The 14103-nt window shown below is 67.1% G+C and carries 15 protein-coding genes and 1 tRNA gene; 13 read left to right on the top strand and 3 right to left on the bottom strand.

Translation table 11 applies throughout. The features are described from left to right. Positions 1–131 precede the first annotated feature (131 nt). Both AM590_RS12215 and AM590_RS12210 read left to right on the top strand, forming a co-directional pair. Positions 132–791 (top strand): TetR/AcrR family transcriptional regulator, encoded by a 660-nt coding sequence (locus tag AM590_RS12215; RefSeq protein WP_058827710.1) that lies wholly within the window; start codon positions 132–134, stop codon positions 789–791. Then, positions 788–2272, top strand: a complete 1485-nt coding sequence (locus AM590_RS12210) for an MATE family efflux transporter (RefSeq protein WP_058827709.1) — start codon at positions 788–790, stop codon at positions 2270–2272. The genes AM590_RS12215 and AM590_RS12210 overlap by 4 nt, the downstream gene beginning before the upstream one ends. A gap of 27 nt (positions 2273–2299) precedes the next feature. Here the strand turns inward: AM590_RS12210 and AM590_RS12205 are convergent, their stop codons facing one another. Then, positions 2300–2941, bottom strand: a complete 642-nt coding sequence (locus AM590_RS12205) for a DUF6149 family protein (RefSeq protein ID WP_172795797.1) — start codon at positions 2939–2941, stop codon at positions 2300–2302. Between the two features lie 109 nt (positions 2942–3050). Here AM590_RS12205 and AM590_RS12200 point away from each other — a divergent pair, with 109 nt between their 5' ends. The 6 genes from AM590_RS12200 to mptA all read left to right on the top strand — a co-directional run bounded on the left by AM590_RS12200 (position 3051) and on the right by mptA (position 7780). Beyond that, on the top strand, positions 3051–3959 hold the full coding sequence (locus tag AM590_RS12200; protein ID WP_058827707.1) for a winged helix-turn-helix domain-containing protein: 909 nt from the start codon (positions 3051–3053) through the stop codon (positions 3957–3959). 88 nt (positions 3960–4047) lie between these two features. Next, positions 4048–4434, top strand: a complete 387-nt coding sequence (locus tag AM590_RS12195; protein ID WP_058827706.1) for a hypothetical protein — start codon at positions 4048–4050, stop codon at positions 4432–4434. 106 nt (positions 4435–4540) lie between these two features. Continuing rightward, positions 4541–5782: an NAD(P)/FAD-dependent oxidoreductase gene (locus AM590_RS12190; protein WP_008095689.1), complete on the top strand. Its 1242-nt coding sequence runs from the start codon at positions 4541–4543 to the stop codon at positions 5780–5782. 201 nt (positions 5783–5983) lie between these two features. Then, a complete protein-coding gene (locus AM590_RS20525; RefSeq protein ID WP_157575463.1) occupies positions 5984–6223 on the top strand; it encodes a hypothetical protein in 240 nt (79 codons plus the stop codon). Positions 6224–6376: 153 nt separating this feature from the next. Continuing rightward, positions 6377–6772, top strand: a complete 396-nt coding sequence (locus AM590_RS12185) for a hypothetical protein (RefSeq protein WP_172795800.1) — start codon at positions 6377–6379, stop codon at positions 6770–6772. 81 nt (positions 6773–6853) lie between these two features. After that, positions 6854–7780 (top strand): GTP cyclohydrolase MptA, encoded by a 927-nt coding sequence (mptA, locus tag AM590_RS12180; RefSeq protein WP_058827704.1) that lies wholly within the window; start codon positions 6854–6856, stop codon positions 7778–7780. A 45-nt stretch (positions 7781–7825) separates the two neighbouring features. On the opposite strand, the gene AM590_RS12175 is transcribed toward mptA, so the two are convergent. Next, positions 7826–8629 carry a TrmB family transcriptional regulator gene (locus AM590_RS12175; RefSeq protein WP_058827703.1) on the bottom strand — a complete coding sequence of 268 codons (804 nt, stop codon included), beginning with the start codon at positions 8627–8629 and terminating at the stop codon, positions 7826–7828. 74 nt (positions 8630–8703) lie between these two features. Beyond that, positions 8704–10362, bottom strand: a complete 1659-nt coding sequence (locus AM590_RS12170; RefSeq protein WP_058827702.1) for a DUF255 domain-containing protein — start codon at positions 10360–10362, stop codon at positions 8704–8706. A gap of 172 nt (positions 10363–10534) precedes the next feature. On the opposite strand from AM590_RS12170, the gene AM590_RS12165 reads away from it, so the two are divergent. The 5 genes from AM590_RS12165 to AM590_RS12150 all read left to right on the top strand — a co-directional run bounded on the left by AM590_RS12165 (position 10535) and on the right by AM590_RS12150 (position 14083). After that, positions 10535–11134, top strand: coding sequence for an FxsA family protein (locus AM590_RS12165; RefSeq protein ID WP_058827701.1), 600 nt, complete (start codon positions 10535–10537; stop codon positions 11132–11134). Between the two features lie 183 nt (positions 11135–11317). Then, positions 11318–11391 (top strand) — tRNA-Ile (locus tag AM590_RS12160). A gap of 326 nt (positions 11392–11717) precedes the next feature. Beyond that, positions 11718–11906, top strand: coding sequence for a hypothetical protein (locus AM590_RS12155; RefSeq protein WP_058827700.1), 189 nt, complete (start codon positions 11718–11720; stop codon positions 11904–11906). Between the two features lie 179 nt (positions 11907–12085). Continuing rightward, a complete protein-coding gene (locus tag AM590_RS21275) occupies positions 12086–12217 on the top strand; it encodes a hypothetical protein (RefSeq protein WP_256364942.1) in 132 nt (43 codons plus the stop codon). Between the two features lie 183 nt (positions 12218–12400). Beyond that, positions 12401–14083 carry a DUF3604 domain-containing protein gene (locus tag AM590_RS12150; protein ID WP_058827699.1) on the top strand — a complete coding sequence of 561 codons (1683 nt, stop codon included), beginning with the start codon at positions 12401–12403 and terminating at the stop codon, positions 14081–14083. Positions 14084–14103: the final 20 nt, after the last annotated feature.

The following is a 14103-nucleotide window of genomic DNA, read 5'->3' as shown; positions in this document are numbered from 1 at the left end:
CTTTTCTGACTTCTCGCGGTGGGTCGTCCCACAGCGTGCCGTCGCGTCTCGTGGCTCCCCATCGCACACTTACCGGCAACTTGTTTCCCGTTCGCAACGTCTTTTTAAGTAGCTGACTGACTAGTCAGTTAGTGAGTGCAGACGAAACGCCGGACCAGTCGGTCCCCGACGAGGTCCACGAAGAACTGATGGCCGCGACCTACCGGGCGCTGTGCGCCCACGGCTACGCGGACCTGACGATGCAACGAATCGCCGACGAGGCCGGAAAGAGCAAGTCCCTCCTCCACTACCACTACGGGACGAAACAGGAACTGCTCGTCGCGTTCCTCGGCTACCTGTTCGACCGCTTCGAAGAGCGGGTCGCCGCGACCGAGGGCGACGCCCCCGAGACCCGCCTCCGGGTCCTCCTCGATAAGATGGTCCCCGACGGCGACGACGACGGCGACTACGACCGCTTCGGGCTCGCCCTCAACGAACTGCGGACGCAAGCCCCCTACGTCGAGGCCTACCGCGAGCAGGTCGCCCGCAACGAGGCGGTCATCCGTCGCCGGCTCGCCGACATCATCCGTGAGGGCGTCGAGAAAGGGCACTTCCGCGAGGTCGACGCCGACCGAACCGCGTCGCTCCTCTTCGCCGCACTCGACGGCGCGCGCCTCCAGCGCGTCGCCGTGACCGACCCCTCGGGAACCGAGACGGCGAGTCAGTCCGCGTTCGACGCGCCCATCGAAGTCCGCGCCGCGCTCGACGAGTTCGTCGTCGAGAACCTCGTGCGCGAGGAGGGCGACGAATGAGCGCGAAGGCCAAGGACGTCAACCTCGTCGACGGCGACCTCGTCAAGCCGATGTTGGTGCTGTCGCTCCCACTCGTCTTCTCGCAGATCATGCAGGTGGCGTACAACCTCGCCGACACGTTCTGGGTCGGCCGCGTCGGCTCCGAGGCCGTCTCGGCGCTGTCCTTTTCGTGGCCGCTCGTGTTCCTCATGATCTCGTTCGGCGGCGGGTTCACCGTCGCGGGGACGGTCCTCGTCGCCCAGAACAAGGGCGCGGGCAACCACGACGAGGTCGACCACGCCGCCGGCCAGACCCTCGGGTTCGTCATCCTGCTTTCGGCCGGGTTCGCGCTCATCGGCTATCTGCTGACGCCGATACTGCTCCCGCTCATCGGGACGACGCCCGGCACCGAGGTCCACCAGTTGGCGGTCGACTACACGCGCACCATCTTCCTCGGCGTCGCGTTCATGTTCGGCTTTTTCATCTTCCAGGCGCTGCTCCGCGGGTGGGGCGACACTAAGACGCCGATGTACCTGATGGGTCTCGGCGTCGTCATCAACGTCTTCCTCGACCCGTTCCTCATCCTCGGGTTCAACGCGAACCCGATATTCGGCCTCGTCGGTCTCGAAGGCCTCGGACAGTCGCTGTTCGCCGCCACCGGCTTCACCGGCTTCGGCGTGCAGGGTGCGGCCATCGCCACGGTGTTCTCCCGCGGCGTCGGCGCGCTCGTCGGGTTCTGGCTCCTACTGTCGGGCCGGGTCGGCATCAGCCTCTCGCCGCGCGACCTGATTCCGGAGCGCGAGATGGTCGAACGCATCGTCCGCATCGGCGCGCCGTCGAGCATCGAGCAGTCGACCCGCGCGCTCGGCGTGACCGCCCTCACGGCGCTCGTCGCCTACGCCGCCGTCAACGCTGGCGGGGCCAGCACTGAGACCGCGGTCGCCGCGTTCGGTATCGGTAACCGTCTCAACTCCCTCGTGTTCCTGCCGGCCATCGGACTCGCGCAGGGCACCTCGACGGTCGTCGGGCAGAACCTCGGCGCCGACCAGGCCGAGCGCGCCGAACGGGCGGTGTTCTGGGGCGTCGGTATCATCGTCACCGCGCTGGTGTTCGTCTCCGCCGCCGCCTACCTGTTCGCCGAACCCATCGTCGCGGTGTTCATCCCCGGCGAGGAGGCAGTCATCGCCATCGGCGTGGACTACCTGCGCATCATCGGCCCGACGTTCCTGTTCCTCGGGGCGTTCAACGTCGTCAACGGCGGGTTCCGCGGGAGCGGGTCCACCCGGACGGCGATGGTGTTCTCGCTCATCTCGCTGTGGGTGCTGCGCATCCCGGCGGCGTTCGTGCTCGTGGAGTTCTTCTCCATGGGCCCGACCGGCGTCTGGTACGGTATCGCCTTCTCGAACGTCGGGGTGGCGCTGCTCGCGTTCGCGTGGTTCACCCGCGGGACGTGGAAAAACAGCGTCGTCGATGTCGGCCCCGCCGTGCCGACCGACGATTAGAATCGACCCGACTTCGCGCGGCTTCTTTTATGCGGTCTTCTCGTCGGTGCCGTCGACGTCCTGCATCCCCGGCGCGGCCGACACGTCCACGTCCTCGGGTTCGTCGGCCCCGCCGACTTCGACCTCGCCCGAGTCGTCTTCGACGTATACGTCGTCGGCGAAGCCGCCCTCCGCGTGGGGGTGGTCCGGGTCGTCCAGCTTGTCGAGCGTCGCGGGGGCGTCCGGGATATCGATGGTCCGGAACTCGCCGAGCGGGTCCGCGATGTCGATGCTGTGGCGCTCGAAGAACTCCTCGTAGCGCTCGTAGTGGGCCTCGATTTCGTCGACCGGAATCTCCATCATCTCCGTCCAGCCGTGGTTGTAGAAGTCGAAGTTGGCCTGCACGTGGGTTATCTCGCGGGCCTCGGCCTCGGGGAAGCCGGCGTCGAGCGCCGCGAGGTAGGTGTCGAACGTGCACTCGAAGAACGCCGCCATGTGGGCTTCGCGCTCGTCTCTGCGGTCGGGGTCCGCGCGCTCGCCGAAGATGCGAACGTGGAGGTCCACCATCTTCTCGGTGGCGATGTCCCCGATGACCGGCATGGTGAGGGCCTTCTTCGTCGCGAAGTGGCGGATGTTCTGGCGAATCTTCATTTCGTCGTTCGCTTCGGGTCGGATACACCTAAAGACCACGTCTCCGGGGCCGTCGACAGCGCGCGGGTCGCGGAGGCGACGCGCGTCTCGGGTTCCTGAACGAAATTTCACGACGTGATTTAATGCGACTCGCCCGTATGTGAGGGGTATGAGCGACTCCGCATCCGTCCGCGAGGACTCGGTCCTCGAGTGCGACGACTGCATCTCCCCGGCCGAGGCGTTCGGTATCGTCGCCGACGAGACCCGACTCACCATCCTCGAAGCGCTCTGGGAGTCACCCGACCGACCCGTCCCCTTCTCCGAACTCCGCCGACGGGTCGGCGTCGACGACAGCGCGCGATTCAACTACCACCTCGGAAAGCTCCGGGGCCAGTTCGTCCGCAAGACCGACGACGGCTACGACTTCCGCCACGCCGGCGAGAAGGTCGTCCGCGCCGTGCTCGCGGGGACGTTCAACGAGGACCCCGTCCTCCCCGCCTTTTCGGCACCCGGCTCCTGTGTCGCCTGCGACGGGTCGCTCGAAGCCGACTACGGCGACGAGAAACTCACGATCTCCTGTGCCGACTGCGCGCGGACCCACGCCCACGAGGAGTTCCCGCCCGGAGGCCTCGAAGGCCGCACCACCGAGGCGCTTCTGTCCGCGTTCGACCAGCGCGTGCGACACCTCCACTGCCTCGCCGCCGACGGCGTCTGCCCCGAGTGCGGCGGGACGACGAGCACCTCGCTGTCCCGCGAGGCCGACCCGTTCGACCTCGACGTGGTCGTGACCCACCGCTGTGCCCAGTGCGCCTACGAGGCTGTCTCGCCCGTGGGACTGGTCCTGCTCGACGAGTCGACCGTCCTCGGCTTCCTCTCCTCGCGGGGACAGGACGTGTGTGGAACCCCCTTCTGGCGGTTCCCCTGGATCGTCGGCGACGACGCGCTCACCGTCGTCTCCGAGGAGCCGTGGCGCGTCCGCGTCCGCATCGAACACGGGGACGAGGCGCTCGTCGTCGACCTCGACGGCGAGCTCTCGGTCGTCGACTCCGCGGTCGAGGTTGTCGAGAAGATTGCATAAGCGCGCTACGGTAAGCCCGCTTACAGAAATGTAATTCAGATTACCCTTTTGGTGTCGGCGGTCGTCTCTCCAAACGAGGAGAACGACTATGTTCGACGATATCAACTTCGGCCGCGGCGACGTACGAGAGACGGTTCCGGGCCGGTTCAGAACGGTCTCAGAGACGGTGCTCGTCGCGGCCGCGGCGGTCTTCGGCGTCTTCGCGGCCACCGCCGTCGCGACGGTCGTCGCCCCGCTCGCACCCGGTCTCGGTCTCGTGGCGCTGTTCTTGGGCTGGCCGCTCGGCTTCGCTGCCGGCGTCGCCGGCGTTCGCGGAGCCGTCCGCATCGCCGCCACTAGCGGCGTTCCCGGCCGTATCCGCGCTCTCGGCCGCGGCGCACTCGCTCGCGGCGACGACGGGGCGGAGTCGCTCCCCTCGGAGTGCCCCGCCGCGACCGACGGCGGCGTTGCCGAGCGGTTCGGGGAGTCGCAGTAGCCCCGCGATTCGCCCTTCGTCCCCCAATCTCGCGCCGATTTCCGGCTGCAAAACAATCATGAGGGAGATAGCAATCCACATTAACCCCGAATACAAACGTCGGGTCATGAGCCAATCGTACGTGATCGTCGGCGACGGTATCGCCGGGGCCTCAGCGGCTGAGACACTCCGCGAAGAGGAACCCGACGCCGACATCACCATCATCACGGACGAGGGCGAACCGCTGTACAACCGCATTCTCATCAAGGAATTCGCCAAGGGCAAACTGCCCGAGGCCCCCATCTCTATCCACGACGAGTCGTGGTACGACGACCGCGACGTGGACCTCGAACTCAACACGCTCGTCACGGACATCGACCCCGAGGGCCACACCGTCACCGCCCACGACGGCACCGAGTACGACTACGACAAACTCCTCCTCGCCATCGGCGGCACGCCGACCCAACTCCCCGTCGAGAACTCCGACGCGGAGGGTATCCACCACTTCTGGACGTTCCAGGACGCCCGCGACATCAAGGAACACATCGAGGGCGCGGACAACTCCGTCGTCATCGGCGCTGGCCTGCTCGGCATCGACCTCGCGGCCATCACGGCCGCCCAAGAAGTTGAGGGCAAGTACCTCATGCGCGGCAAGGCGTGGTGGCGCTACGCGCTCTCCGAGGAAGGTGCGGAAATCATCCACGAGGCGCTCCGCGAGCGCAACGTCGAACCCGTCTTCGACTCCGGCGTCGACCACTTCGAGGTCGACGACGACGACCGCGTCACGACCGCCGTCGACCCCAACGGCGACCGCTACGACGCCGACTTCGTCGGCATCGCCATCGGCCTGAACTTCAACACGGAGATTCTCGGTGGCACCGACATCGAGTACGACAACGGCATCTACACGGACGAGTTCATGCGGACGAACCACGATGACATCTTCGCGGCCGGTGACATCACCGAGTTCCACGACCTCATCCTCGGCGACCGCGCCCAGAACGGCGCGTGGGGCTCCGCCAAAGAGCAGGGCACCATCGCGGCCAAGAACATGGTCGACTACGGCTCCGAGGAGTTCCGCTGGGTCTCGTCGTACTCCATCACCCACTTCGACTTCCCGTTCCTCTCGTTCGGCCACCCGACGCTCGGCGACGACCACGTCGAGGCCAAGTACTCCGACACCGAGTGGCGTCGCCTCGCCATCAAGGACGGCAAAATCGTCGGCGGCGTCCTCATCGGCGACCTCTCACCGCAGACGAAGTACAAGAAGCTCATGCGCGAACAGGTCGACGTGAGCGGACAGAAGGAAATCCTCGTGAAGCAGGACTTCCAGCTCGACGACCTCGAAGGCGCGGCGGCAGAACAGTAACTCGGGACCCGCTCCCGCTGTTTTCATCCGGCCAGCCGCGTCTGCGCGCGGCCGCCCGGCGCGGTGTCGGCTCGCCGAGCGCCCGCCCGCCTTCGCGGTTCGACCCCTCGTTCTTGGCTCTCTTTCGCCCCTCGTTACGCGCTCCCCGACAGTCGTCCCGCCGGCCAAACATTTATCTCCATTCATGGTGTGTGTTACCACATGTCATCAAAAGACGGACAGTCGCCGTCTTCCCCAGCAGTCACCGCGCCGCCGACCGTCGCACCCGTGACCGACGTGCCGCCGGGCGCTCGCGTCCACCACTTCGACGAGTTGAGCGAGCGAACCCAGCACGCGCTCGCGGCCGCCAGTCCCGCCGGCCGACTCGACATCGACCCGACCACTTCGCGGCTCTCGCGGGGCGACATCGTGGTGTTCACCGACTACGTCCGCGTTCAGTAATCTCGCTGCGCTCGTCCCGTCGCTCGCGTTCTCCGCCCGACCCGGTCGCTCCCGAGCCGACGGCCTCCCGCTCGCGGACGGCCGGGACCGAAGTCGTTTTCCACGCGTCGCCGCCTATCGCCGGGTATGGCAACAGGTGGCGGCCAAGGGACGATGACGCTCGCGTTCGAACTCTCCGCGCTCAAGCAGCTCGGCGACCCGAACGCGGCGTTTTCGGACGCCCGGACGTGGACGAAGTACATCGGCGTGGTGAGCGAGAAGCCGACCTACGTCGTGACGAACTTCACCCGGAAAGAGCGCATCCGGCAGGACTTCTTCTCCGGCCCGCGCGGCGTCAAGGAGAGCCTCGAAAACGTGATGCGCCAGTTCGACACCGACCGGCACGTCTTCGTCGGCACGTCCGACGAGGACCGCGCGGTGGCCGAGGAGACCGGCTGGGAGTACCTCCCCATCGAGGACGCCGCCGAGGCCGCCGAGTGGGTGCTTGCCGGCGACGACGACGCCCCCGCGGACCCCTTCGAAGACGAGGGGCGCGACGACTGGCCGTAGTCGGAGCACAGCGGGGCGTTCGCCCGCGATTCTGTTCCCCTATCGAAAGCACTAATCAGCAACGGCACTTTTTATTCTTCGATGAGTCACCAGTTGCCTGACGTACAGGCCTCCCAGCCGGACGTGACCGTCGGGCTGAGCCAGGTCGGCGTCACAGGCGTCGAGAAGCTCGTCAAGATCGCCCGCGACGGGAAGCGACCCCTCGTCTTGATGGCTGAGTTCGAGGTCTTCGTCGACCTCCCCGGCGGCCGCAAGGGCATCGACATGAGCCGAAATATGCAGGTCATCGACGAGGTCCTCGAAGCCGCCGTCTCCGAGCCGGCCTACCGCGTCGAGGACATGTGCGGCGACGCCGCCGAGCGCCTCCTCGCGAAACACGAGTACACGACGACCGCCGAGGTCAGCATGACCGCCGAACTCGTCGTCCGCGAGGACACCCCCGCCAGCGGGCTCTCCACCCAGAGCACCGCGCAGATTATCGCCAGCGCCACCGCGACCAACGAGGGAACCCGCGAGGAAATCGGTGCGGAAGTGGTCGGCATGACCGTCTGTCCCTGCTCGCAGGGCATGTCCGCCTCCCGCGCCCGCGACGTGTTGCAGGACCTCTCGGTCGACGACGACACCATCGAGGAGTTCCTCGACAAGGTTCCCCAGCCGGGGCACTCCCAGCGCGGTCACGCCACGCTCACCGTCGAGACGGAGGGCTCGCCCGAGGTCGACCTCATGGACCTCATCGACATCGCCCGCGACTCGATGTCGGCGCGCATCTACAACCTCGCCAAGCGCCCCGACGAGGACCACATGACCTACCACGCCCACGCGAACGCGAAGTTCGTCGAGGACTGCGTCCGCTCGATGGCCGAGATGTCCATCGACGCACTCGACCACCTCGGCGACGACGCGGTGGTCCACATGAAACAGTCGAACGACGAGTCGATTCACCAGCACAACGCGCACGCCGAGCGCGAAGTGACGCTGGGACAGCTCCGCGACGAACTCGACGCCTGAACGGGCTCCGAGCCCGGAGCCGACCGTTTTTGCTTTCCGATTCGCCTACAGCGGGAGCGGTGCCGCTTCCTCCCAGCGCGGGTCGAACGTCTCTCGGAGGTTCGCCGCGAACTCGGGGTCTTTCAGGTCGATCATGGCGAACGCCTGTCCGGGGTTGAGTGGGTTCGGCACCTCGATGCAGACCTCCACGTCGTCGATGAGGTTGAACACGCCCGTGACGTTCTCGGCAGTTCGCACGTGGAAGTTCTGTGCGCTCGACAGCCGGTTCATGTAGCTCTGGCCGACGCTCTCGGGCAGGTTGTCGACGAGGTCCGGCGACATAAGCATCGAAACCTCCACGCCGCGGTCGAGCGCGGCCTCCAGTTCGTCGACGACGAGGTCGCCGACGGCGTTGAGGTCGAACTGCGGCGAGGGCGTCCCGGCGACCATCACGAGCGAGTCGTCGGCCGCCGCGAGTCGCTCGACGAGCAGGTCGATGGTCTCGTCCGCGCCGACGGCGGCCGTCCAGAACTGGTCGTGGACGGGCTCCGCGGCGTCGAGTTCGTCGGTCAACTCGGCGACGACGTTCTCGTACTGCTCGGCCTTCTCGGCCAACTCCTGACGCTTCGATTCGAGCAGGCGGTCGAGCGCCGTGTCGGGTTCGACGGCGACGTACTTCTTCGGCCGGCTAGCCGCCTGACTCCGGATGAGGTGGTACTGTTCGAGGCTGTTCAGCACGTCGTAGACGCGGCCCATGGGGACGTCGCTGGCGCGCGATAACTCCTTGGCCGTCGTCGCGCCCGTCCGCAGGAGCGCGCGGTAGGCACGGGCCTCGTACTCGGACAACCCGAGGTCTCGCAGACTGGTCATGCACCGTCCGTCACGTTTCTCCTTGATAAACAAACCGGATGTTTACACCCGCTTTCGGTTGCCGCCGGTCGCGGTCAGGCGTCGGGCGTGACTGAGGAGACCGCCTGCATCAACTCCTCTGGAGTGGTTGCTTCTACCGTCGTCTCGCCGGCGCTGACGCGCGCGGTCCCGGCGGCGAGGTCGTCGGCGTCAGCCTCGGGAACCACGAGCGCCTCGTGGTCCGCGACGCGGAGCGCCGCCCGGTGGAGGTCGGAGCCGACGCCGTCGTTGAGTTCCACGACAAGCGGGTCGCGGAGCAGACGTGCCGCCGCGGTCCCGTAGGCGGCAATCTGTACGCCGATTCGGTCCCACGCACCCGCGAACGCGCCGATGGTCTCCTGTGCCACCTCGCGGTAGCGCTCGTCGCCGGTGAGCGCCGCGAGGTCGAGCAGCGCGTTCGACATCTCCACGTTCCCGTCGAGCGGGCGCAGCGGCGACGACAGGAGCGCCTCGCCGCTCGCGGGGCCGTCGAGGAACGAGCCCTCGTCGAATAGTTCGTCGATGGTGGCGTCGGCGACATCGGCGGCGAAGTCGAGAAGCGGGTCGCCCGCCACCGACTCGTCGCCGAGCACCTGCCGGGCGCGGCAGGCGGCGGCGACCACGCGCGCCTGGTCTTCGAGCAGGAGCGTCTCGCCCACGTCACCGCCGGACCGGAAGTGAGTCACGACGCCGTCGTCCACGAGGTCCTCGGCGACGCGAGCGAGCGCGCGAGAGCCGAACTCGCGGGCCCGCTCGTCGTCGGTGAGCCCCGCCAGCACCAACAGCGCGTCCGCGGCGAGGGCGTTGCCGCCGGCGTAGACGGTGAGGTCGGTCCGCGGGCCGGGAGCGTTGTCGCGGCCCTCCTTGCCGAGGAGGTAGTAGTCAGTCCCCGCGGCGGGACCCATGCTCCCCGCGAAGCCGGTTCCCGTCCACAGCGAGTCGACGAGGAACTCGGCAGTTCCCGCGGCCGGGTCGAGATAAGCGTCCTCGCCGGTGTAGCGGTAGCCGTTGGCGAACGCCCGCAGGAGCGCGGCGTTCGATTCGAGCGTCTTCTCGCGGTTCGGCTTCGACCACGCGGCGTCGTCGGCGTAGCGGAAGAAGCCGCCTTCGACGGGGTCGTACAGGCCGTCGCGAATCGCGTCGAGCGACCGGAGCGCCCGGCTTCGGTCGCGCTTCAGCGCGAACTCGACGGTCCGCGGGAGCGGGAACTTCGCGGCGTCGCCCCAGCCACCGTGAGCCTCGTCGAAGGCGACTTCCAACTGGCCGGCGAGGTGCGACTCGATTCGGGGCGAGACCTCTCCCGCCGGCGGGAGGTCACCTTTGAGCGCCCGCGGGAGCCGGCCGGCGTCGGCGCCCTTCTTCTCCCACACCTCGCGCACGCGGTCGATGACCTGCCGCATGCCGTCGGGGCCGATGAACGTCGCGCCCGTGATGGGGTGGCCGTCGGGCGCGAGGAAGACGGTCGAGGGGAAGCCGCCCATGTTGTATCGCTCGCGGATGCGCGGCTGGCGGTCCACGTTCACCCGAATCGGGACGAAGTCGTCGTTGAGATTCGCCGCGATTCGCGGCTCCGCGTACGTCTCGGCGTCCATCTCGTGACAGTCCTCGCACCACGTCGCCGACAGCGACAGCAGGATTGGCTTGTCCGCCGCTCGCGCCTCGGCGAACGCGTCGGAGCCCCACTCTCGCCATTCGACGCGCGTCTCGTCGGTCATATCCACCCATCCGCGGTGGACGCGGGTAAGCGCTTCGAGCCCTCGTGACACGACCGGTCACAGTCGCTGGGTCACGCGGGTTCCTTGACGGTCGCCGCGTCCGGGGATCGAGAGACCGGCGCGCCGCGGGCGGGACAAAAGGGCTATGGGCCGCGACCCGGTAGTGTCGCCCATGCGAACGCGCACGCTGATGGCGCTCTTGCTCCTCATCCCCCTCTCCGACGCGTTGTTACTCGTGGTCGTCGCGCAGTACATCGACCTCGTGCCGACCGTCGCGCTCGTCGTCCTGACCGGGCTCGTCGGGATGCTCATCGTCCGCGCCGAGGGGCGACACACCCTCAGAAGCCTCCAGTCGAAGTTCGCTGGGGGCGACCTCCCGACGAACGAGGTCATGGACGGCGGCCTGCTCATCGCCGCGGGCGCGTTCCTCCTCACGCCGGGGCTCGTCACCGACACCATCGGCTTCCTGCTCGCCATCCCGGTGACTCGGTACCCCATCCGCGAGGTGCTCAAGCGCTTCGTCGTCAAGCCGTACCTCGACAAGCGCGCCGACGGCTTCGTCACCGGCAACGTCTGGACGACCGGCTTCCCGCAGGGCGACTTCGGTCCCGGCGGTCCCGGTGGCCCCGGTGGCTCGCCCGGCCCGAGCGGTGGAAGCGGTTCGGGCGGAAGCAGCGGGACCGGCAGTAGCGGGAGTAGCGGCGGTGACGGCGTCTACGACGCCGACCCCGACTCCTACCGGTTCGACGGCGACGGCAACGACTCCAAGTAGCGCGTCGGGTCTCTTCTCGTATCGGTTCTCGTCGGCGGGTTGCACGCACGTAGCCGCGCGATTTGCTCGCGTTTCCGGTCCCGCAATCGACCGACGACGCCGACATTCACTAACACGCACCAACGCGCCTCCGAAAAGAAAGTCTTAAAATCAACAGCGCACAACGAGTGAATGCGCTTACCTGGGCCAATAGCTCAGTCAGGTTGAGCGCTCGGCTGATAACCGGGAGGCCCGCGGTTCAAATCCGCGTTGGCCCACTCCCGTTGGCAACGATTCGTTGCCGATGCGAGTTAGGGGCTCAAACTCCCCGGCCACCCAACTTCTGCGGATACTACTGACCGAGAGAACGCCCGGTTTATCGTTCGTGTCGTCGGGACGAATCAGCGGTGAACACTCGACAGCCTCGACCGAGCACGACTGCCTCGACATAGAAGATAACTAATGTTTAACTCAAATCCCCGATTGTTCCGTACAAACACACACCTGTTTGCACATACTCGTCCGAATTCATTACCACTCGGCTGGTTGGGCGGACGAATACGGAGAAATCTATATCACGCAATAGATTGTGGTACCGAATAACATGGAATACGAACTCACCTGTCTGTACGGGTGCGGCCACACCTCCACGGCCGACTCCCGCGAGAACGTCGGCGTTCTCGTGATGGAACACATGGACGACGAACACGACACGCCCGTCGACCCGCTCGAAGCGGGGGAACTCGCGTTGAAGCGCTTCGACGGCGCGTCGCTCCGGCAGGCGCGGCAGTAGCCGACTACTCGAACTTCCGTCAGGTCTTCGAACCCGAGTTTCTCTCGACTATCACCATCTCGCTCGTTCGAGTGGCCGCGCTATCTGTCGATTCCGCGGTTCGGCGAGCGACCTATCCGAACAAATTTACTCAGTTCTGTATCCCAGTAGTATTAAACCCGTACACGCCATACGTGTTGGTGATACCAACCATCGACGTCTCCGAACACCTGTACCGCCAGATTGAGTCCGCCGCCGACGGTGAGGACCTCGACGCGGCGATGTGGAAGATGGTCGGCCGGTACCAGCGCGGTAACACGCCCGGCGACTGACAGGATTCGGACCTCCCTCGACCCCTGACCGCGCGTGCGGTCATCATCAACCCCGCTCGCCGCAACTTGCCCTGTTTGCGGCGAGTCCGTTTTCCGTTTTCTGAGCGACTGTGCCCGTGAGTGGTTTCGCCGCCGTACTCGTCGCCCTCGTCCTTCTTTAGCGACGCGTCCGTAGCCTCTCGCGTGTTCGACGCCGAACCCACCGGAACCCTCGGGAAGTTCGCGGAGACGATGCGCGTCTTCGCCGAGCGGCGGCCGTCCATCCGCGACCTGTTGCACAGTCGAACCGGGTCGTTCGACCGCGCCCACGCGGTCCTGCCGTCGACCGTCGCGGCCGGCGAATCCCTCGACCTCACGGTGCAGGTGTGGGACGAGTACGAGCGGCTGCACAGCGCGTACGACGGCGACCTGCGGGTGTCTGCGACCGACGATAGCGCGACGTATCCAGACCGCATCTCCCTCGCCGGCGACGACGAGGGATACGTCAGGCTCGCCGACGCCGTCTCCTTCGAGTCGCCCGGCGTCCACTACCTGACCTTCTCGCGGCCCGGATTCGACGAACGGTACGTCTCGAACCCCGTTTCCGTCTCCGCCGACTCCCCCGACGAGCGCGTCTACTGGGGCGATATCCACCTGCACTCGCGACTCTCGGACGGCACGGGGAACTTGAAAAAGGGGTATCGGTTCGGCCGCGACGCGATGGCTCTCGACGTCGTCGCCTACACCGACCACGACACGATGGGGTTTTTCATCCCGCCGTCGCTCCAGCGCGCCCTCATGCACGGGTGGTACTTCGACCGGTCGCGCCGCGTCGTCGACCGGTTTTACGACCCAGACGAGTTCGTGACGCTCGTCGGCTACGAGTGGACGAAACAGCCCAACTGCGGCGGCCACGTCAACGTCTACTTCGAGGACGCCGACGACGCCGTCCTTCTGGACTCTCGCGGCGGGACGACGGACACCTACGAGAAGCTCTGGAGTCGCCTCCGCGAGTTCGAGTCGACCCGCGACTCGCGGGTCGTGACGATCCCGCACCACCCGACGGAACGCATGTACCCCTTCGACTTCTCGGCCGTCGAGTACGACGACGAGCTTGCGCCGCTCGTCGAGGTGTACTCGCAGTGGGGGTCCGGCGAACGCCCGGGCGACGAGGGGAACCCGTTCCCGCTGGCGATGGGGCGCGGCGAGACCGACGAGCCGGGTCACTTCGTCCGCGACGCCCTCTCGATGGGCCATCGAGTCGGTCTCGTCGCGGGCGCGGACTACCACGGCCCGCACCCCGGCCACTCGCTCATCCACGCCGACCCGCACCTCCCCTCCGTCCGCGAGTGGGTCGAAGACGGCGTCGGCTGGTCGAGCATCTGGCGCGTCTGGAACGAACGGAGCTACCCCGGCGGCCTCTCGGCGTTCCGCGCGCCCGAACTCACCCGCGAGGCGGTGTTCGAGAGCCTCCGGAGCCGCCGCGTCTACGGGACGACCCAGCCGCACCGCATCCTCGCGTCCCTCTCCGTCGGCGGCGTCGAACCCGGCGAGAACGACAGTTCACTCCGCCTCGATGCCCGCGACGACCCCCGCGAGGTCGACGTCGAGGTCGCGGGGACCGCCCCGCTCGAACGCGTCGAGGTCGTCAAAAACGGCGAGACGTGGCGGTCGCAGGCGATTACTTCGGACCCCGACGCGCCGCTTTCGGCGTACACGACGGCTGTCTCGTGGACCGACGACGACCCGGTCGAGGGGACGGTCTGGGACGACGACCGGCGCTCGGCGGCCGACGCGTACTATCTCCGGGTCACGCAGGTCCCGCGTGACTGCGAGTTCCCCGGGACCGCGTGGGCGGGCCCGGTCTGGGTCGACCCGCCGGACTGAGCCGACGTCGCGGCGGTCGC

The sequence above is a fragment of the Haloferax sp. Q22 genome (assembly GCF_001482285.1).
In the GTDB taxonomy this organism is placed as follows: Archaea; Halobacteriota; Halobacteria; order Halobacteriales; family Haloferacaceae; genus Haloferax.
Note: the sequence above shows the minus strand (reverse complement) of the source record. Positions and strands in the feature narration are given on the sequence as shown.